This is a genomic window from Desulfovermiculus halophilus DSM 18834 (genome assembly GCF_000620765.1).
GTDB lineage: Bacteria > Desulfobacterota > Desulfovibrionia > Desulfovibrionales > Desulfothermaceae > Desulfovermiculus > Desulfovermiculus halophilus.
The window spans coordinates 1-18,607 of record NZ_JIAK01000036.1 but is presented as its reverse complement, the minus strand read 5'-3'; the positions used below and the strand labels follow the sequence as shown (position 1 = coordinate 18,607).

General features: G+C 50.9%; 19 protein-coding genes. 11 read left to right on the top strand and 8 right to left on the bottom strand.

Going from position 1 to position 18,607, the window contains the following annotated elements; all coding sequences use genetic code 11:
* Positions 1–25: 25 nt before the first annotated feature.
* The 5 genes from N902_RS0113220 to N902_RS0113195 form a co-directional block, all read right to left on the bottom strand.
* The gene (locus N902_RS0113220; protein WP_027371306.1) at positions 26–235 is read right to left on the bottom strand and encodes a hypothetical protein; all 210 of its coding nucleotides are present in this window, start codon (positions 233–235) and stop codon (positions 26–28) included.
* Between the two features lie 73 nt (positions 236–308).
* Positions 309–800: a thioesterase family protein gene (locus N902_RS0113215; RefSeq protein WP_034622876.1), complete on the bottom strand. Its 492-nt coding sequence runs from the start codon at positions 798–800 to the stop codon at positions 309–311.
* Between the two features lie 11 nt (positions 801–811).
* The gene (locus N902_RS0113210; protein ID WP_027371304.1) at positions 812–1,771 is read right to left on the bottom strand and encodes a 3-hydroxyacyl-CoA dehydrogenase NAD-binding domain-containing protein; all 960 of its coding nucleotides are present in this window, start codon (positions 1,769–1,771) and stop codon (positions 812–814) included.
* Positions 1,772–2,354: 583 nt separating this feature from the next.
* Positions 2,355–3,230, bottom strand: coding sequence for a beta-keto acid cleavage family enzyme (locus N902_RS0113200; protein WP_027371302.1), 876 nt, complete (start codon positions 3,228–3,230; stop codon positions 2,355–2,357).
* A 263-nt stretch (positions 3,231–3,493) separates the two neighbouring features.
* Positions 3,494–4,453 carry an ABC transporter substrate-binding protein gene (locus N902_RS0113195; RefSeq protein WP_051564589.1) on the bottom strand — a complete coding sequence of 320 codons (960 nt, stop codon included), beginning with the start codon at positions 4,451–4,453 and terminating at the stop codon, positions 3,494–3,496.
* Positions 4,454–5,672: 1,219 nt separating this feature from the next.
* Here N902_RS0113195 and N902_RS0113185 point away from each other — a divergent pair.
* Together N902_RS0113185 and N902_RS19425 are read left to right on the top strand one after the other, a co-directional pair.
* Entirely contained in the window at positions 5,673–5,882 is a 210-nt protein-coding gene (locus N902_RS0113185; RefSeq protein WP_027371300.1) for a type II toxin-antitoxin system HicB family antitoxin, read from the top strand.
* A gap of 2 nt (positions 5,883–5,884) precedes the next feature.
* Entirely contained in the window at positions 5,885–6,109 is a 225-nt protein-coding gene (locus N902_RS19425) for a type II toxin-antitoxin system HicA family toxin (protein ID WP_084288382.1), read from the top strand.
* A gap of 27 nt (positions 6,110–6,136) precedes the next feature.
* Here the strand turns inward: N902_RS19425 and N902_RS19790 are convergent, their stop codons facing one another.
* Positions 6,137–6,508 (bottom strand): hypothetical protein, encoded by a 372-nt coding sequence (locus tag N902_RS19790; RefSeq protein ID WP_153304219.1) that lies wholly within the window; start codon positions 6,506–6,508, stop codon positions 6,137–6,139.
* A gap of 457 nt (positions 6,509–6,965) precedes the next feature.
* On the opposite strand from N902_RS19790, the gene N902_RS0113165 reads away from it, so the two are divergent.
* Positions 6,966–8,276: a hypothetical protein gene (locus N902_RS0113165; RefSeq protein ID WP_027371298.1), complete on the top strand. Its 1,311-nt coding sequence runs from the start codon at positions 6,966–6,968 to the stop codon at positions 8,274–8,276.
* A 531-nt stretch (positions 8,277–8,807) separates the two neighbouring features.
* Here the strand turns inward: N902_RS0113165 and N902_RS0113160 are convergent.
* The gene (locus N902_RS0113160; RefSeq protein ID WP_027371297.1) at positions 8,808–9,041 is read right to left on the bottom strand and encodes a hypothetical protein; all 234 of its coding nucleotides are present in this window, start codon (positions 9,039–9,041) and stop codon (positions 8,808–8,810) included.
* 185 nt (positions 9,042–9,226) lie between these two features.
* On the opposite strand from N902_RS0113160, the gene rfbB reads away from it, so the two are divergent.
* The 8 genes from rfbB to N902_RS17900 all read left to right on the top strand — a co-directional run bounded on the left by rfbB (position 9,227) and on the right by N902_RS17900 (position 18,346).
* On the top strand, positions 9,227–10,369 hold the full coding sequence (gene rfbB, locus N902_RS0113155) for a dTDP-glucose 4,6-dehydratase (RefSeq protein ID WP_027371296.1): 1,143 nt from the start codon (positions 9,227–9,229) through the stop codon (positions 10,367–10,369).
* A gap of 25 nt (positions 10,370–10,394) precedes the next feature.
* A complete protein-coding gene (locus N902_RS0113150; RefSeq protein ID WP_027371295.1) occupies positions 10,395–11,873 on the top strand; it encodes a phosphomannomutase in 1,479 nt (492 codons plus the stop codon).
* A gap of 3 nt (positions 11,874–11,876) precedes the next feature.
* Complete coding sequence (locus N902_RS17905; protein WP_051564588.1) at positions 11,877–12,968, top strand: mannose-1-phosphate guanylyltransferase/mannose-6-phosphate isomerase; 1,092 nt, start codon at positions 11,877–11,879, stop codon at positions 12,966–12,968.
* A gap of 73 nt (positions 12,969–13,041) precedes the next feature.
* Entirely contained in the window at positions 13,042–14,349 is a 1,308-nt protein-coding gene (locus N902_RS0113140) for a flippase (protein WP_034622867.1), read from the top strand.
* A 62-nt stretch (positions 14,350–14,411) separates the two neighbouring features.
* Entirely contained in the window at positions 14,412–15,308 is an 897-nt protein-coding gene (locus N902_RS0113135) for a sulfotransferase family protein (protein ID WP_027371293.1), read from the top strand.
* Positions 15,309–15,390: 82 nt separating this feature from the next.
* The gene (locus N902_RS19420) at positions 15,391–16,656 is read left to right on the top strand and encodes an O-antigen ligase family protein (protein ID WP_084288377.1); all 1,266 of its coding nucleotides are present in this window, start codon (positions 15,391–15,393) and stop codon (positions 16,654–16,656) included.
* Positions 16,653–17,645, top strand: coding sequence for a glycosyltransferase family 4 protein (locus N902_RS0113130; protein ID WP_027371292.1), 993 nt, complete (start codon positions 16,653–16,655; stop codon positions 17,643–17,645). The genes N902_RS19420 and N902_RS0113130 overlap by 4 nt, the downstream gene beginning before the upstream one ends.
* Positions 17,642–18,346 carry a class I SAM-dependent methyltransferase gene (locus tag N902_RS17900; protein WP_051564587.1) on the top strand — a complete coding sequence of 235 codons (705 nt, stop codon included), beginning with the start codon at positions 17,642–17,644 and terminating at the stop codon, positions 18,344–18,346. The genes N902_RS0113130 and N902_RS17900 overlap by 4 nt, the downstream gene beginning before the upstream one ends.
* Before the next feature lie 73 nt (positions 18,347–18,419).
* Here N902_RS17900 and N902_RS17895 read toward each other — a convergent pair.
* Positions 18,420–18,607 (bottom strand): ATP-binding protein (locus N902_RS17895; RefSeq protein WP_034622865.1); only part of this gene is annotated, 188 nt, incomplete at its 5' end.

Sequence of the window (18,607 nt, the reverse complement as noted above, 5' to 3'; positions counted from 1 at the left end):
CTCTTTTCTTTGCGCAGACAACCTATCAGCGGATAAAGAAAAGAAGTAGCCGCAGATTACGCTGATCTCCGCTGATTTCAGATCCGCAGATGATCTTTATCAGCGGTAAAAACTCTTCCTCTTTTCTTTGCGCAGACAACCCATCAGCGGATAAATAAAAGAAATAACCGCTGATCGCGCTGATTTCCGCTGATTGCAGATCCGCAGATGATCTTTTCTTATCAGCGTTGAGCATCTTTATCAGCGGTTAAAGCTCTTCCTCTTTTTCTTTCCGCAGCCAGCCCTTCAGCGGCAAGAGAAAATCAGTATTACCGCCCCCTGCGGATCCCGATGGAGCGTCCGGCCTGCTTGGGCCAGTCCAGATGGGATTGCGCCTGGTGCAGGTCCTGGAGTGCGCTGTGCACCGGCCGGCTCATGGGGGCGGTGCCCACCTCGGGCTCGGTGCGGACATGCAGGAGCATGAGCTCCTCGGTGGCCAGCAGGTCCTTGGTTTCTGCGTGCCACATGGCGTGCAAGGCGTGCACCCGCTTGGCATCCAGGTCCAGGATCCTGGTCCCGGTCACCACCGGCTTCCCCTCGGCAACTTCCCGGATATAGCTGATATGGGCCTCCACAGTATATATGGAGGCCTTTTCCTTCTCCCGGCCCTGGGCGTCCAGGCCGACGCGGTCCAGAAGGGCATCCGTGGCGTAGCCGAAGATCAAAACATAGAAGGCCTCGCTCATGTGCCCGTTGTAGTCCACCCATGCAGGCTGGACATGGGTCCTGTACAGTTCGAGGTATTCCTCAGCTATGGACATGCGGGTCACCTCTATTCCTGGATATCCTGTCCGCACTCGGACAGGGCGTGCATGATGCGGATCAGGCAGTCGTCCCGCCGGCGGACCAGGTCGGATACCTGATTGTCCTCAGCCGACTGCAGGCAGCCGGCAACCATCCGGTCCCTGAGCTCAGAGGTCAGCTCTGGAGCGTCCAGCCGGGTCCAGGGCTCGAGCAGGGACGGACCGAAGTGGTCCAGCATATGGGCCATGCCCTCATCCCCTCCGGCCAGATGGAAGGTGAGACAGGGCCCCATGATGGCCCAGCGCAGCCCGGGTCCGAAACGGATGGAATCGTCGATCTCCTGCACGGTGGCCTCCCCGGCGTTGACCATGTGCAGGGCCTCCCGCCACAAGGCCTCCTGCAGCCGGTTGGCGATGAATCCGGACAGCTCCTTGTCCATTCGGATGGGCTTTTTGCCGAAGCTGTGGTAAAAGTCCACGGCCCAGTCCACGCATTCCGGGCTGGTCTTTTCGCCGCCCACGACCTCCACCAGGGGAATGATGTACGGGGGGTTGAAGGGGTGGCCGACAACGGTTCGCTCAGGATGGGAGCATTTGGCTTGGATATCGGTCATGGCCAAGCCCGAGGTGCTGGAGCAGATGACCACTTCCGCTGGGGTGGCCGCATCCAAGGCGGCAAACAGGTCCTGCTTCTGGGAGAGCTCTTCCGGACAGCTCTCCTGAATGACCTGAACCTCTGCGCCGAGCTCCTCCAGGCTGGAGGCAAAGACAAGGTTGTCCGGTGACGCCCCGTCCTTGAGTCCCAGCCGCTTCATTGTCGGCCAGGTCTGGTCCACCATGTGTTTGAGCTTGTCCTCGGAGCCCGGACCCGGGTCATAGGCCACCACCTGCAACCCCTGGCGCAGGAAGTGCAGCGCCCAGGCGCCGCCGATGACTCCGGTGCCCAGGATGCCCACCCGGGTGACCTTTTCCGGTGCTGTATGTGGCATAGTAATTATCCTTTGCTGATGATCTTTGGTATGAAAATTGTTGTAGTTATTCGTTGGGATAATCCAAATCCAAATCGAAATCGAAATCGAAAGAATATGGCATTCGGTGCAGCAGGAACCCTCAGTTTATGGATATCGATCCAGATCCCGATTGTGATTACGAACCAGAAGAAAGAAAATCACAACAAACGGATGCACTGGACGTTCATTCTTCGGGTCAGTGATCCTCAGCTTTATCAGTATCTGATTGGATAACCACTCTCAATCGGTATCGAAATCGTTTGTATGTTTCGTTAGCGCAAAAGCGCCACCCCTCGGAGGCATGTATACACAGCACAAGAGATTCTTCAGTCGCAACACTCCTTCAGAATGACAAGAGAGGTGGCATCAGAATCATCCGGTGGGAGCCATTCTTCTGTTTGTCATTCTGAGCGAGTCTGTGAGCGAAGAATCTCTCAGCCTTTGTTAGCGCAAGCGTGCCTGCACTTTGGCATGCATGTGGTTTGTTATGATAATACTGAGTGCAGTTCTTCCCCAGGACGCGGTTGCCCTGAACCGCTGTGCCTTGAGCCATGCTCAAAGCCTAGGCCGCCAAGCCCAGGATGTTCCGGGCTTCAGCCGGGCTGACCACCCTGGCTCCCAGCTCCTGCAGGATGTTCGAGGCCTTGTGCACCAGCTGGGCGTTGGAGGCCAAGACCCCCTTGGACAGATACAGGTTGTCCTCCAGCCCTACTCTGCAATGGCCTCCCATGAGTGCGGATTGGGCCACAAAGGGCATCTGCATCCGGCCGATGGCAAACGAGGCCCATACCGCGTCTTGGGGCAGGTTGTTGCGCATGGTCAGCAGGTTGTCCGGAGTGCCCGGGGCCCCGTAGGGTATGCCCATGCAGAGCTGGAACATGGGAGGAGATGAGACGAGCCCTTCCTGGACCAGGGTGCGGGCCATCCAGATGTGCCCCAGTTCAAAGCACTCTATCTCCGGCTTGATCCCGGCTTCCTGGATGAGCCTGGCCATGACCCGGAGCTGGTCCGGGGTGGCCACATAGGCCGAGTCGGCGTAGTTCATGCTTCCGCAGTCCAGGGTGCACAGCTCGGGCTTGAGCTCCAAAACGTGGGCCACCCGTTCGCGGGCGCCGGCCATGTCCGAGCCCTCGCCGGCTGTGCCCGGATCGGTGTCTGAGGGAATGAAATCCGCTCCCATTCCGGCGGTGAGATTGATGATCAGATCCCGGTCGGCTTCCCGGATGCGGGAGACGGTTTCCTCGTACAGCTTAAAATCCCTGGCGCCTGCCCCGGTCTGCGGATCGCGGACGTGAATATGGGCGATTGATGCCCCGGCTTCCGCCGCCTCCAGGGCGGACTGGGCAATGGCCTTGGGGGTGACCGGGACGTGCGGGCTTTTGTTTGCAGTGCTGCCTGCGCCGGTCAGGGCACAGGTCAGGATGACATCCGTATTCATAGACGCTTCCCTTTCGATTGGGTGCAGGCTGCTTTGTGCAACAGCCCGCACCCAATCCACATGTATGTATGGAACTTTTGAATGAAAAACAGTTATGAGGTAATAGTTGGGATAATCAAAATCGAAATCGTTTGTATGTTTCGTTAGCGCAAAATGTGCGGGCCTGCCGCGCAAGGCACACAGAAGAGACGGCAAACTCTTATAGATGCAATTCCACTTTCTGTGTCGAAGAGCCTTCAAACTGCAAGTGAGTGCCGGGCAATCTACCGGAAAGCCTTCTGCACAACCGGCGTGGCCGGTTTTCCATCCGCGGTTTCAACCCCTTCCAGCCATGTGCCGATCATATCCATATGCTCGGCGATCCATTTCGTGGCCACCTGCTCCGGCTCCTTGTCCTCTCGCTTGAACTCATAGATCCATTCGCTCTGGATATCCGAGGTCAGGACAAACTGCTGCAGAAAGCGATACACATTGGGATGGGTCTCGGGCAGATCGCTGCGGACCACGGTCCACACCCAGCTCTTCTGATAGGCGATTGTCCCGGACTCGTCAGTGTCCTTGAGGTACTTGAAGTCGTAGACAGTCCCCATCCAGTGCGGTTCCCAGGCAAAGAAGACCATCCAGTCCTTGCGCCGGGTGGCCCGGTCCAGCTGGGAGAGCATCCCGGCGGCGCTGCTTTCCACCAGGGTCCAGTCTCCGAGGCCGTCTCCATCCTGGGCGATGACTTCCTTGATTTCCTTATTGATGCCGGATCCGGCTTCGATCCCGTACAGCTTGGATTCAAACTTGTCGGCGTGCGAATCCAGATCGGCCATGGAGTGAACGCCCTGGTCCCAGACATAGGTGGGCACGGCCATGCCGATCATGCAGTCCGGCAGGTTCTTGACCACCTTGATGACTGTTCCCTTCTCCGCCAGGGGATTGATCATCTCTGTCTCCTGGGGGATCCAGCCGCCGAGGTAGATATCCATGTCCTTGTTTTCCAGGCTCTTGAGGATAACGGAGGGCGAGGATGTGTACTGCTTGGTGGAGTAGCCCAGGCTCTCCAGAAGCTGGGCCGCGACCTCCGTCTTCACGGTCAATCCGGGCCAGGCTGGAACGCCGAACTTGAGGTTCTCGGCCTGCGCCGGCATGGCTGCAAGCATGAGAAGGGCCAGCCCCAGGAGAAAAACGGTCACGGGGCGACAAAGGCTGTCTTTTACGAACAAAGAACGTCTGATCATGAGAAACCTCCTCTGGTTTCATGGCCCTGAGTGGGCGGATTCCAAAAAGATCGATTCGGCTCAGACAGCAAGCCGATTTCAATGTTTCCAAGGGTACAGAGAGAAGAGATGAGCTATTGACAAAATAAGACCTATTTTTGACTGAATCGGACAAATGTGAAAATCCCTGTCCCGGATCGTAGTCCGGGATGACGTTCTTTTGCGGGAAAGAGGACGGAGACCGAACCGCTGATCACGCTGATTCACGCTGATAGTAGATCAGAGGCTATTCTCTTCTTATCAGCGGCTAAAGCTCTTCCTCTTTTTCTTTCCGCAGACAGCCCATCAGCGGCCAAAGAAAAGCATCAACCGCAGATTGCGCTGATTCACGCTGATCGCAGATGAAAAGATGATCTTTTCTTATCAGCGAAAATCATCTTTATCAGCGGTAAAAGTTCTTCTTCATCTTCTTTTCTTGTCATAGAGAGCCCCTCAGCGGCTAAAGAAAAGCATCAACCGCAGATTGCGCAGATCTTCGCTGATCGCAGATCAGAGGCCTCTTTCCTCCCATCAGCGTCAATCATCTTTATCAGCGGTTAAAACTCTTCTTCTTTTTCTTTCCGCAGACCGCCCATCAGCGGCAAAAGAGAAGAAATAACCGCTGATCGCGCAGATCTTCGCTGATCTATGATCCCAGATACGAGATAACCTGTCCTGTCTCTGGTTCCCCTCCCTGACCAGGGAGGCATAGGGAAGGGTGGTCCCTATAGACAGTCTTTCGCGGGGATGACGAGGAAGAATGAACCGCTGATTACGCTGATTACGCTGATCCACGATCAGAGCCCCTTTTCTTCTTATCAGCGCAGATCATCTTTATCAGCGGCTAAAGCTCTTCCTCTTTTTCTTTCCGCAGATAACTCATCAGCGGCCAAAGAGAAGAAATAACCGCTGATCGCGCAGATCTTCGCTGATCTATGATCCCAGATACGAGATAACCTGTCCTGTCTCTGGTTCCCCTCCCTGGCCAGGGAGGGGACAGGGGAGGGTGATTAAGGTCACTGCTCACTACTCACGGTTCACGTCTACCCCCATCATTGCCTGGCCGGGATCTTGATAGCCAGTGTGCTCATCATGTAACTTGACACCTCCCTTGTTCCACGAGAAAAGAAATAGAGGGATTCCTCAATATATTCCATGCTGAGATCTGCTTGATTTATTTATATTTCTCAAGGAGAACGCTATGAAATCCTATACCGCGGTAATTGAGAAGTGCCCTGATACCGGCTTGTATGTGGGGTATATCCCAGGCTTCCCTGGCGCGCACTCCCAGGGCAGCACCTTGGACGAGCTCAACCGAAACTTAAAAGAAGTTCTGCAAATGCTTCTTGAGGATGGGGAACCCCGGTTGGTGGCTGAGTTCATCGGCACCCAGAACGTGCAGGTTGCTTGAACATGGGGACTATTCCGGTTTTGAAGCCCAGGGAAGTTGTTCATATCTTGGAAAAACTTGGGTTTGAGGAAGTACGCCAAAGGGGAGCACATAAACAGTTTCGGCATCCGGACGGCAAATGTACTACTGTTCCCTTCCATCCTGGAAAAGACATCTCTCCTGTCCTATTGGGTCAGATTGCAAAGGATATCAATATCCAGGTTGAAGATCTCTTACGCTATCGATAGTTAACGCGTAACTCCAGGCTGGAGATTTTACTCCTGAATCGAATCATGGGGTATGAAATGCTGGATTCCCGCCCCGAAGCGTACCCCGAGATGACGTTCTTTTGCAAGAATGACGATGAAGAATGAACAGCAGATCACGCAGATCTTCGCTGATCGCAGATCAGAGACTATTTTCTTCTTATCAGGGTTGATCATCTCTATCAGCGGTAAAATCTTCCTCTTTTTTTTCCGCCCTGGAGGGCAAGCCCCTGCCGCTCTTCGGCCGGGGAGAGAACGTCCGGGACTGACTGTACCTAGAGGACCACGCCCGGACCCTGCAAACCGTGCTCTTTCATCAAAAGCAAGGGCACCATCAGGATGGCCGAGGTCCTCATTTACAATATTACGATACTTGGCCATAATCTTTTCATCGTCGTGGAATCACGAAAGAGATTCTGACTATGCGAGACAGAGCATCCTACAATCCCAAAAGGCGCATTAGCGACAAGAAGCCTGCTGATGTACTTAAAGACCTGGCCTCCAAAGTCAGATATGGGGGTAACCCTGAACATAAGCGCAATCCCGGAGATTTTGGACTGACTCCGCCGGCAATGCCCAGGCCGGATAAAACATTGTGCGATACTGTGGGAATATTCAAGAGAAATGAGGCAACCAGGCTTCTCAGAAAAGGCGTGCGCGAAGGCCTGGTCAGTATCAAGGAAAAAAATGGATTTCCGCAAAACATATGGACCATAAGCAAAGAAGGTCACCCCTTGGAAGCTCAGCTTGAAAATCAGGACCAGGGAATTTATCATGGATATCCCATGCCAGAAAACGATCCCTTTCGCCAGGTGGTTCTGGAAAAGTGGAGAGATAGATGACAACAGATGGTTTTTCTATAGACTTTGAATGGCTCAGCAGAGAATACGGAAGCCGGCTTGAACGCGCCACTTTGGCCGAGATCGGGATAATGGCCGGCGGTGTTTATCTTACAGAGCTGGAGGATCTCAAGTCCAGAACCATACGCACCAGGGCCAGGCTCTCTGCCTATGATTTTGCACTTTGGCTGGCGGGCAACTGGTGGAGACTTTGCTTTGAACCACCCAAGGAGGGATTGGACTGGCAGCTCAGTCACAGCACGACAAGTATAGGAGGCGGATATATTTGGCCGGACATCGTTTTTGCCAGCGATGGCGGCAGAGTGCTGGTTCAAGCCACCCCGGCCTTTTTGCAAGGGCACGGGATCAGATACTTGTCTGGATCTGCCCATTCCGTTCCAGTTCGTGAATTTGAACGGAAATCTGCCGGTTTTATCGAAGCTGTGCTGGAAGCAACCATGCAAGCGGGTTTGGAGAATACCGAACTCGGTTGTGTCTGGAACGAAGTACAGAAAGAGCGCAGCGACCCGGAGCTGGCCGGGAAAAGAAAACTGGAAGCCCTGATGGGGTTTGATTCCGGAGAAACGCCGCCGGATTTACTGGAAGCCCTGATACGGGCCGGGCAAAGATACGGCAGCGAGGCGGTGCAGGAGATAGCTGCCGCTTTTGAAGAAGGCTCTGTTTCTCTTCTGGACAGGCTGGGGGAAAACATCAGAAACCAGGCCGTGACCCTCAAACTGCCCAACTGCGCAGAGCTACGCTCCAGTATCGACAAAAAAATGCGGCGCACGCTGATGCCGTGGCAAAAAGCCGAAGAAGCGGCCGGTCTGGCCAGGAAAAGCTGGTCTGTAAATAACGGCCCTTTATCCAATGCCCGTCTTGCCGAGATTTTTCAGATTTCGCAAGACTTCATCTCCACAGGCGAGGATTGCCCGGATTTGCCTGTGCATGCGGGATTCAGAAATGGCGGGGGACATGCTGAATTTAAAGCCCTCCTGTCCAGACGACCCGTTACCAGCAGACGCTTTGCCCTGGCCAGGCTTATAGGAGATCATCTGACAGCTGGCAAGAAAGATTGTTTGTTGCCGGCAACCGGGGTATACACGCAAAGGCAGAAGTTTCAGCGGGCCTTTGCCCAGGAATTTCTCTGTCCCTTTATTGATCTCTGGCAGTTCCTGGGCGCAGGCAGACCGGATGAAGAAGCCATTGAAGAAGCAGCATCGCATTTCCAGGTTTCACCATTGCTGATCAGGTCCACCTTGGTAAACAAGGGCATTTTGGAAAGAGAAACCTTGTCCGAAAGATGCTAATGATATTTACCCATTTTGCGTCAAGCGCATAATGGGTAATGCAGACGGGTTGCCGATTGTGTTTCTGGTTCCCCTCCCTGACCAGCTGAGCTTTACCCACACTTGACACCGTGGGATAAGGTATTTGTCATCGTTCAACCACCCCTTTATCCCCTCCTTGCGAAGGAGGGGACCCTTAACCGTCTGATCTTGCCTTAAATCTGCGATTACGGTTTTCGATAATCCATACACTTGCGGATAGAAAACATACAGACAACCGCGATTTTCTTAACTCCCCTCCTTTGCAAGGAGGGGCAGGGGTGGTTGGGATGGTGAATCTGATACCTCATTTTTTCAGCATGTTATAACCCCACGGTGTCAAGTGTGTGCCATGCACAGCCCTGACCAGGGAGGGATAGGGAAGGGTGGTCCCTATAGACAGTCTTTCGCGGGAATGACGAGGAAGAATGAACCGCAGATCGCGCTGATCTCCGCTGATCCACGATCAGAGCCCCTTTTCTTCTTATCAGCGTCGATCATCTTTATCAGCGGCTAAAGCTCTTTCTCTTTTTCTTTCCGCATACCGCCCGTCAGCGGCAAAAGAGAAGAAATAACCGCAGATTGCGCTGATTCCGCTGATCCACGATCAGAGCCCCTTTTCTTCTTATCAGCGCCGATCATCTTTATCAGCGGTAAAAGCTCTTCCTCTTTTTCTTTCCACAGACAGCCCATTAGCGGCCAAAGAAAAGCATCAACCGCAGATCGCGCTGATCTCCGTTGATCCATGACCAGAGGCCTCTTTCCTCCCATCAGCGTCGATCATCTTTATCAGCGGTAAAAGATCTCTCTTTTCTTTCCGCAGACAGCCCATCAGCGGCCAAACCTCCCTCCTTGAACTTGACAGTCCGCCTGTTCATGATGCACCACATGTTCTGGCTCCAACACCCCAGGGCACCCCAGAAGCAAAGGCTATGAAGATACTCGTCACCGGCGGAGCCGGGTTCATCGGCTCGGCCCTGGTTCGGCATATCATCGAGAAGACCTCCCACCAGGCGGTCAATGTCGACGCGCTCACCTATGCCGGCAATCCGGAGTCCCTGGGCCAGGCCAGGGACCATCCCCGGCACGTCTTTGAACAGGTGGACATCCGAGACCGTCAGGCCCTGGACCGGGTGTTTCGCGAGCACCGGCCGGATGCGGTCATGCATCTGGCGGCCGAGTCCCATGTGGACCGGTCCATCGCCGGGCCCTCGGTCTTTGTGCAAACCAATGTGACCGGAACCCAGAATCTGCTCGAAGCGGCCCGGGTCTACTGGAGCGAGCTGGACGCCCACGCGCGGCGCGCCTTCAGGTTTCATCACGTCTCCACGGACGAGGTGTTCGGCGATCTGGGGCCGGAGGATCCGGCCTTTACCGAAAAAACACCCTACGCCCCCAGCTCGCCCTATGCGGCCAGCAAGGCCGCAAGCGACCATCTGGTCCGGGCCTGGCACCGGACATACGGACTGCCGATCCTGATCACCAACTGCTCCAACAACTACGGTCCGTACCAGTTCCCGGAAAAGCTCATCCCGCTGATGATCTTAAACGCCCTGGAGGGCAAGCCCCTGCCGGTCTACGGCCGGGGAGAGAACGTCCGGGACTGGCTGTACGTGGAGGACCACGCCCGGGCCCTTCGTTTGGTCCTGGAAAAGGGCCTGCCCGGCCGGACCTACAATATCGGCGGGCGGTGCGAGAAGACAAACATGGAAGTGGTCACCGCGATCTGCGATATCCTGGATGAACTTAGACCGGTAACGAGTGACGAGTCACAGGTGACTAAAGACGGTGACGGGTTACAGGTTACAAGTGACACGTCACGCGTCACCCGTCACTCGTCACTGATATCCTTCGTACCCGACCGCCCCGGCCACGACCGGCGCTACGCCATCGATGATGCACGGATCAGCCGGGAGCTGGGCTGGCGGCCGCAGGAGAGCTTCGACAGCGGTCTGCGCAAGACCATAAAGTGGTATCTGGACAACACCGAATGGGTGGATCGGGTCCGGACAGGGGAATACCGGGAATGGATCGAAACGAACTACGGACAGCGCGGAGCAGTGAGCACGCTGTAATCTGACCGGATGACCTGAGCAGACAATGTACCTGACAGAATTGATGACAGCAAGCAAGGTGAAGTTTGGAACCAGCGGAGCGCGCGGGCTGGCGACGGACATGACGGACCGGGTCTGTTATGCGTATACCCAAGCGTTTGTTCAATATTTGGAGAAAACACAGGATCTTGGGCCGGAAGCGGGCATAGCCCTGGCCGGGGACCTGCGGGAAAGTACGGATCGTATCCTGGCCGCAGTGGCCAAAGCAGTTGTCGATCGAGGTTATGGTGTGGAGTATTGGGGCAGGATTCCGACTCCTGCTGTGGCTTATTATGGTTTGCAGCGCGGCATGCCGACGATCATGGTTACCGGCAGCCATATTCCGGAGGACAGGAACGGAATAAAATTTACCAAAAAAGACGGGGAGATCCTGAAGCGGGACGAGGCCGGGATCAAAGAACAATTGATAGAGCTGGATGAGGGCCTGTTCGACGATCAGGGCATGCTGGCCCGGGACTCTTTTCTTCCCTCTCCCCACCGAGAGGCTGCAGAGGAATATGTCCAACGGTATACCCGGTTCTTCCCTTCCGGCTGCTTAAGCGGACTACGCATCGGCCTGTACGAACACAGTGCCGTGGGCAGGGACCTGACCCGCGACATTCTGGAACGCCTCGGGGCTTTCGTCACACTTCTGGCCCGCTCTGAAACGTTTATTCCAGTAGACACCGAAGCCATCCGGCCCGAGGATCGTCAGCTGGCCGCCAAGTGGGCGCAGGAATACGGTTTTGACGCCATAGTCTCCACCGACGGGGACGGCGACCGGCCCTTGATCAGCGACGAGAACGGTGAGTGGCTGCGCGGGGATGTGGCCGGAATCCTTTGTGCCCGGGACCTGGAGGCGGATGCGGTTGTTGTACCGGTCAGCTGCAATACGGCCCTGGAAAAGACCGGGGCGTTTGAGGCGGTCTACCGTACCCGGATCGGATCGCCGTACGTGATAGAAGGCATGCAGCAGGCAGCGGCCGACGGATATGCAAGGGTTGTCGGCTACGAGGCCAACGGCGGTTTTCTGACCGGAACGCCTGTGCGCAGAAACGGCCGGAGCTTGTCTGAGCTGCCTACCCGGGACGCGCTCATTGTCGTCATTTCAGTCCTGCATCAGGTAAATGAGCGGCAAACCCCGGTCAGTGCCCTGGTTCGCCAATTGCCGAAGCGATATACATACAGCGATCGGCTGACCTCGTTTCCTCCTGAAAGGAGCCGGGAGCTCCTGGAATATTTCAGTACGGGGGACGCCGGGAAAGACAGGCAAAGGATGGTTCGCGCGTTCGGCGATCTGATTCAGGAAGTCCATGCTGTGGATAGAACCGACGGACTGCGGATCACAGCTCAATCTGGAGATATCCTGCATATTCGTCCCTCAGGCAACGCGCCTGAGCTTCGGTGCTATACAGAGGCTGATTCCCCAGCCGGGGCTGGAAGGATACATCAGCAGGTAATGAAGATTCTGGATTCGTGGAGGTAGTCAGTGCTGACTCCGGTGGTGTTGTCAGGGGGCTCGGGCACGCGGTTGTGGCCCCTGTCCCGCAAGCGGTACCCCAAGCAGTTTCTGCCCATGCTGGGCGGCCGGGAGACAATGCTCCAGGCCACGCTGCGCCGGTTGGCAGCTGTGGATGAATGCGCGCCGCCAATGATTGTATGCAACCAGGATCATCGATTCACGGTCGCCGCCCAGGCTCAGGAGCTTGGGGTCGATCTTCAGCATCTCATACTTGAACCGGTTCCCCGCAATACCGCACCAGCCATAGCGGCAGCCGCTTTGATCGCCATGAAGCAGGGAGACGACCCGCTGCTGCTTGTTCTGCCAGCGGATCATCATATCGCAGATCCCTGCGCATTCGCTCGCGCCGTGGCTGTCGGGGAGAAGGCAGCCGCAGAAGGTGCACTGGTCACCTTCGGCATCCTGCCGGACAGGCCTGAAACCGGATATGGGTACATTCAGACCATTGCAGACGGAAAGCAGGGAGAAGCTCTGCCGGTCCAGGCCTTTGTGGAGAAGCCGGACCGGGCCACGGCCGAAGGGTATCTGGAGACAGGAGAATATCTGTGGAACAGCGGCATGTTTCTCTTTCAGGCCTCAACATATCTGCACGAGCTTGAACAGAAAAATCCAGCCATGCTGGACGCCTGCCGGAAGGCTGCAGAACATGCCATGGAGGAAAAAGATTTTTTTCGCCTGGACCAGGAGGCCTTTGCCGAGTGCCCGTCCGATTCCATCGACTATGCGGTCATGGAAAAGACGGACAGGGCCATGGTTGTGCCCCTGGCCTGCGGGTGGAGCGATATCGGGTCCTGGGCCGCGTTGCAGGAAGTGATGGACAAGGATCCGGCGGGCAATGTGTGTATCGGGGACGTGTACCTCCATGATGTGCGTACAAGCTATATCCATGCCGACTCCAGGCTTATCGCCGCCCTGGGGGTGGACAACCTGGTGGTTGTGGATACCCAGGACACGCTGTTCATCTCCACCCTGGACAGGGTTCAGGAGGTCAAAACCATAGTCTCGGACTTAAAAGCCAAGCAGCGCAGGGAAGCGGAAAGCTACTGTTTTGAAAGTTGAATTTTTGAGTTGAGCTATTTTGACAACCTCATCTTTGCATAAGCTAATAAAGTACCTCTGTGCAGGCAAGGGATTGCGCGAGCGCTTATTAAGGGGTGCTGCCGGAGGTTTCTTTGTCCAGGGAGGGCGCCTGATCAGCGAACTCCTGCTTTCGATTCTTCTTGCCCGGCTACTCGGCCCAGATGGGTACGGCACTTATGCTTTCGCCTTTGCAATCGTAAAAGTAGTCCAGATTCCCGCTGAAAACGGTTTTGCCAACTTGGCAGTAAGATTTACATCCGCCTATAAGGCCGTTGCTTCTTGGGGACTTCTTCGAGGTCTTTGGCGGCGCACATTCTCGGCAGCTTTTGCCTATGGGATAATCACAGCAGCGGTGCTTCTTTTTATAGCATTATCGGGCATAGACTCCTCTAAAAACAAAACCTTGGCAGCCGCTTCCATCCTTCTTTTATTCATGCCCTTGATTTCGTCTGGTGGAGGCGTGTTGAGGGGGTTGGGACGGACGGTTCTCGGCCAGGCACCTGAGCATATAATCCGACCCGTAGCCTTTCTTTTTCTTTGTGTATTATCGTTTCTCTTTGCAGGAAAATTTATAGACCAACCCAGCCATGCAATGATGCTTCACGGGGGTGCTGTATTTTTTTCTATGCTTGCCGCCTTTGGATGGTACCTGAGATATAAGCCGAAAGAGATTAGAAACGCCGCCCCTGCTTACGAAGATAAAACCTGGCTTAAGGCCGTTTTGCCGCTTTCTTTTATAGGAGGCATGTTTGTTGTAAACCAACACATGGATATTTTGATTCTTGGTTGGCTGTCCCCTGCAGCACAGGTTGGTATATATCGGATATCAGTCCAGGGGGCGAATCTTGTCATCTTTGGTTTGATGGTGATAAATTTTGTGATAGCCCCTGAAATTTCTCGCCTTTATGTTAAAGGAGAAAAAAAATCCCTCCAAAAGATGGTTACCTGGAGCGCCCGGGCAGTTTTGGCTTGTGCCCTGCCAATTGCCATTATTTTCTGGTTGCTCGGAAAACAAATCATTTCATTTGCATTCGGGGAAGAATACCAAGCCAGCTACGCACCATTAGCGGTACTTACCTTGGGCCAGCTTGTAAATGCTGCAGCAGGTTCCGTGGGTTTCATACTTAATATGACAGGGCATGAAAAGGACACAGCGGTTGGAGTCACGATTGCTGCTATCTTAAATATATTTCTTAATTTAATGTTAATACCTTCCTATCAGGCTATCGGGGCAGCTATAGCAACTGTTAGCAGTATGATTGTGTGGAATATTTTACTAATATGGGCGGTTTACAAAAGAATCCAGCTTAACAGCACGGCATTTGGTAGAATATCACCTCGAAGACCCACCAGCACATAAATGGCAGTATCAACCTATCCAAATTTGATTCATAGCATATTTGAATAGCAAGGAGAGCTATAATGCCGATTAAAGCAATCGTAAATTCGTTCTATAGAAGTGGTTCAACTTTTTTATGGGAGTATCTAAAAAATAATGCATGCAGAAAGAATGGTCTTGTTTGCTTCTATGAGCCTGACAACCCTGATTTAGGAAGATTAATTAATCAAGAGGGAATGACAAACAACATTTTACATGGCAAACAACTTTGGCAGGAGTATTTATGTTTACCAGAAGAAAAAAGAGACATGATTTTTAGAAATAATCCGTTAAAAAGGAATCATTTATTTATATTAGATAAAGAGCTGAAAAGTTACTTTGATATATATGATTCGCTTGATGATTATATTTTACTTCAAACTAACCTCATGAGTTTTCACTTAAAATTTTTAACCAATCTCTATAAAACTAAAACAGTACATATAGTTAGAAACCCTATAAGTGTAAAACACTCAGTCAAAAATGCTTATTTCGTTAGCAATAATAAGATTGCAAGAATTCTCAAAAAAACCATACTCTACCCGACATTATACCGAAGCATGTGGTTATATAAAATATACGATTATATATACAGGAGTTACGGTTACCCCAAAAACATAGAAAATAAAATATTTAAAAAAAAAATTACCAAGTATAACTTTACCGAAATATTCGCTATAACCTGGACTATTTCTAATTACATGGCTATAAAGGATACGCGTGACATAGGTGGACTAATATTGAACTATGAAGAGTTTGGCCGTTCCCAGCGCACATTAAGTCAACACTTGGGTATAAGCCTAACAAAAGAACCTGATTTCAAACCAAGGCCCCCAAAAAACAACGATCAAGAGTTTCAAAAATTTATGTACTATATAAATAAATTTGAACTTAATGAAGAATACGAACTAATAAGAGAATACTTAGAAAATCATAAATAAAAACAACTCTTTGATTTTATAATATTAGCATGCTATAATCTAATCTTAGCTTCTCCAGTTTAATCGGATAAACCTAAAATATATGAGTACTAATAAATTATATATTATATTATTTGCTTATATTTGCATTATAGTAATTCAATTTACGAATATTAAGCTTGGGCCTATTAAAATAGGTGAATGTACCATATTTCTATTTATTCTATTTTATGCATTAAGAGAAAAGACTTTATATGTTAATAATGACTTGAAATATACTTTTTGTTTAATTACATATTTTTTAGTCGTTAGTTATATTGTTTATCCTTTTGTTAATTATTACCCGCCGAATAATATAATTATCTTAAAATCTCCAGCGCTTATCCCTTTATCTAGATATTTTCAACTATTGCTATGTTTATCTTTTGCTTATATAGTTTTTAAAACACTTAACCATAGATCTTTACCAAGTTATAATTTAGGGGTGTTTAATAAACATTTTTTTATCGGCAATGCTATACTTGCATGTATATTCCTGTTAGGATATTTATTTGAAGGTAAATTGTGGAGCGAAGGTATATTTTATTACAATAATTTCAGACTGAAAGGTTTTTTTAATGAAGGAGGCCCTTTAGGATTATTCTATTCTTCTATAGCCTATTATGCATTGTTTCATAAAAAATACTTATACACAATATTATTTGTTATAATTGTAATACTGGCAAAATCTAAGGCTGGAATTATAGCTTTAATTTTATTTTATCTAATACATATGTTTAGACATATTAAAAATGTTAATTCGACACAATTTTCCAAAAAAATTCTAAAGTTATCATTAATAGCTATACTTATATTTACTTTTTCTGTTATAGGAACCTATTGTGTTGGGAAAAATTATTATAAGGATTACTTAAACATAAAAAATGAAATTACTAACAGAACTGAAGATCGTAATTTGATTATGGGTAGAATAGCAATGGCTTATATAGCTCCTAATATTATAACCGATCATCCTTTTTTAGGAGTAGGTTTAGGTAATTATTCAAATGTGAGAAATGCACCTAAATATAGAAAATTTATTCCAAAAGTAGATGCATGGGATTTGGGGGGTCTAGGTGGTATTTTTAAGCTCTTAGTTGAATGCGGAATAATTGGAGTAATTTTATTTTTTGTTTTGTGTATAAAATTGTTTCTCTTTAATAAAATACCATTAACTAAAGCAGTTCCTTTTATTTCTTTGTTTTTATTTCCATTTTTTTTAGGATTACAATTGTATTTTTTTTACCCATGGCTTTTTCTTGGCTTATTCTTACACATAAAACACAATATCAACCTAAAACCTTTCTATTTTTTTACCAAGATTGAATGAATAAGATTTACTTTGACGACCGTTGGATTGGAGATCATGGAATCGGCCGCTTTGCAGATGCCCTACAACAGCGGCTTGATTTGCAAGCACTGCGGCTTAAGGGATCCCCGAGTTCTCCCTTCGATCCAGTACGGATGCTTGCCAAAACATGGCGGTTACCTTCTCGAGCAGTGGCCTTTAGCCCGGGTTACAATGCCCCCTTGGTTGTTGTGCGTCCATACGTTTTCACTATGCACGACTTGAACCATCTTGACGTACCGGCAAACAGTTCGGTAGCCAAACGCCTGTATTATAGGATAGTGCTCAAACGAGCCTGTAGAAAAGCAAGCCGCGTGTTAACGGTTTCAGAGTTCTCAAGAGACCGAATAATAGACTGGTCCGGCGTGTCACCGGAAAAAGTCACGAACGTTAGCAACGGTGTCGACTCTCACTACCGACCACATGGTGACAAATATGACACGGACTTTACATATCTGCTTTCGGTTGGCAATCGCAAGCCACACAAGAACGAGAGGCGCTTGGTGGAGGCTTTCGCACGAGCTCGAATAAATCAAGAAATAAGACTACTTTTCACGGGCGAACCTACAGATGAACTCCAATCCGCTATCCGGCACCTTAACCTATCATCGCGTGTTAGTTTCGCAGGCCGCGTGGCAGAGGACCGTATGCCATCCCTATACAGAGGGGCGCTCGGACTTCTGTTCCCGTCACTCTATGAAGGGTTCGGCTTACCGGTGCTTGAAGCCATGGCCTGTGGTATTCCAGTCCTTACGTCCAACGTAACCAGCCTCCCTGAGATAGCGGGAGACGCTGCCCTGCTAGTGGACCCGCTCGATGTTGATGCCATTAGCCGGAAAATAGAACAACTGGTTGACGATGTTTTACTGCGGGAAAAGTTACGAACAAAAGGCTTGAAGCGGGCAAACATGTTCTCTTGGGATTATGTTGCAAGCCGGGTGAAAGAGGTGCTGGAGGAAGTGGCAAAATGAAAAACAGCAGAATGATTGATCGTACCCTAAATTACGGCCGCCATCACATCCGGGCGTTTCTGGCCCGGGCCAGACCTTTTAGAAGCATAATCGATCTAGGGGCCGGGAAAGGCGATGACCTCAATCTTGCGGCTCAGGCAGAACCCCAGGCAATACAGCTAGCGATTGAGGTTAATCCGTGTTACGCAGAAGCGCTGCGCGAGAAAGGGATTAAGGTGTCGGCAATTGATATCGAGCGGGATACATTGCCAGTAGAGGATAATTCGGTTGACGTGGTGATTGCCAACCAAGTCCTTGAGCACACCAAGGATATATTCTGGATTCTGCATGAGGTAAGCCGCGCCCTACCCGTTGGCGGAAAGTTCTTGGTAGGGGTTCCGAACCTCGCAGCGTTACATAACCGAATTCTGCTCGCGATAGGTCGTCAGCCCTCGCCCATCAAGACAGCCTCTGCGCATGTGCGCGGGTTCACCAAGCGAGATTTTCTTTCCTTTCTGGAGGCGGCTTTTCCAGGTGGCTATCAACTTCTGGCCTTCGGTGGCAGTAATTTCTATCCGTTCCCGCCGGTAATTGCCACTCGGCTGGCTTCCCTTTTTCCCAATCTGGCTTGGGGTATTTTCCTGATGCTTGAAAAGAGGCGTGATTACAAGGATCAATTCATGTCATTGACCACCCCAATGGAGCCACCCATGATCGGCTAATCGGGCCACCCTATGATCGCCCTAATGGGGCCAGTTTTAAGTGGCCATCTTGAGGTTGCGAACCCCCCATTTTTTAGGCTGATTTTTGGCTTTTTTCCACCTCTTTTTTGAGAGCTTGGTTTGGCTTTGGTTTCCTGTAGCTGGGCCCATCCAAATAGACCAGGTAGGCATCATGCCGGAGTCTATCGATGGTAGCTGATCCCAAAAGCTTGTTTTCAAAGGCCCGGTCCCATTCCTGGAAATCAAGGTTGCTTGTAATGA

What these genes read in the sequence shown, in the direction of transcription:
- N902_RS0113220 (WP_027371306.1), bottom strand. Translation starts at nt 235, where the DNA reads ATGCTCAACGCTGATAAGAAAAGATCATCTGCGGATCTGCAATCAGCG.
- N902_RS0113215 (WP_034622876.1), bottom strand. Translation starts at nt 800, where the DNA reads ATGTCCATAGCTGAGGAATACCTCGAACTGTACAGGACCCATGTCCAG.
- N902_RS0113210 (WP_027371304.1), bottom strand. Translation starts at nt 1,771, where the DNA reads ATGCCACATACAGCACCGGAAAAGGTCACCCGGGTGGGCATCCTGGGC.
- N902_RS0113200 (WP_027371302.1), bottom strand. Translation starts at nt 3,230, where the DNA reads ATGAATACGGATGTCATCCTGACCTGTGCCCTGACCGGCGCAGGCAGC.
- N902_RS0113195 (WP_051564589.1), bottom strand. Translation starts at nt 4,453, where the DNA reads ATGATCAGACGTTCTTTGTTCGTAAAAGACAGCCTTTGTCGCCCCGTG.
- N902_RS0113185 (WP_027371300.1), top strand. Translation starts at nt 5,673, where the DNA reads ATGAAATCCTATACCGCGGTAATTGAGAAGTGCCCTGATACCGGCTTG.
- N902_RS19425 (WP_084288382.1), top strand. Translation starts at nt 5,885, where the DNA reads ATGGGGACTATTCCGGTTTTGAAGCCCAGGGAAGTTGTTCATATCTTG.
- N902_RS19790 (WP_153304219.1), bottom strand. Translation starts at nt 6,508, where the DNA reads ATGGCCAAGTATCGTAATATTGTAAATGAGGACCTCGGCCATCCTGAT.
- N902_RS0113165 (WP_027371298.1), top strand. Translation starts at nt 6,966, where the DNA reads ATGACAACAGATGGTTTTTCTATAGACTTTGAATGGCTCAGCAGAGAA.
- N902_RS0113160 (WP_027371297.1), bottom strand. Translation starts at nt 9,041, where the DNA reads ATGGATCAACGGAGATCAGCGCGATCTGCGGTTGATGCTTTTCTTTGG.
- rfbB (WP_027371296.1), top strand. Translation starts at nt 9,227, where the DNA reads ATGAAGATACTCGTCACCGGCGGAGCCGGGTTCATCGGCTCGGCCCTG.
- N902_RS0113150 (WP_027371295.1), top strand. Translation starts at nt 10,395, where the DNA reads ATGTACCTGACAGAATTGATGACAGCAAGCAAGGTGAAGTTTGGAACC.
- N902_RS0113135 (WP_027371293.1), top strand. Translation starts at nt 14,412, where the DNA reads ATGCCGATTAAAGCAATCGTAAATTCGTTCTATAGAAGTGGTTCAACT.
- N902_RS19420 (WP_084288377.1), top strand. Translation starts at nt 15,391, where the DNA reads ATGAGTACTAATAAATTATATATTATATTATTTGCTTATATTTGCATT.
- N902_RS0113130 (WP_027371292.1), top strand. Translation starts at nt 16,653, where the DNA reads ATGAATAAGATTTACTTTGACGACCGTTGGATTGGAGATCATGGAATC.
- N902_RS17900 (WP_051564587.1), top strand. Translation starts at nt 17,642, where the DNA reads ATGAAAAACAGCAGAATGATTGATCGTACCCTAAATTACGGCCGCCAT.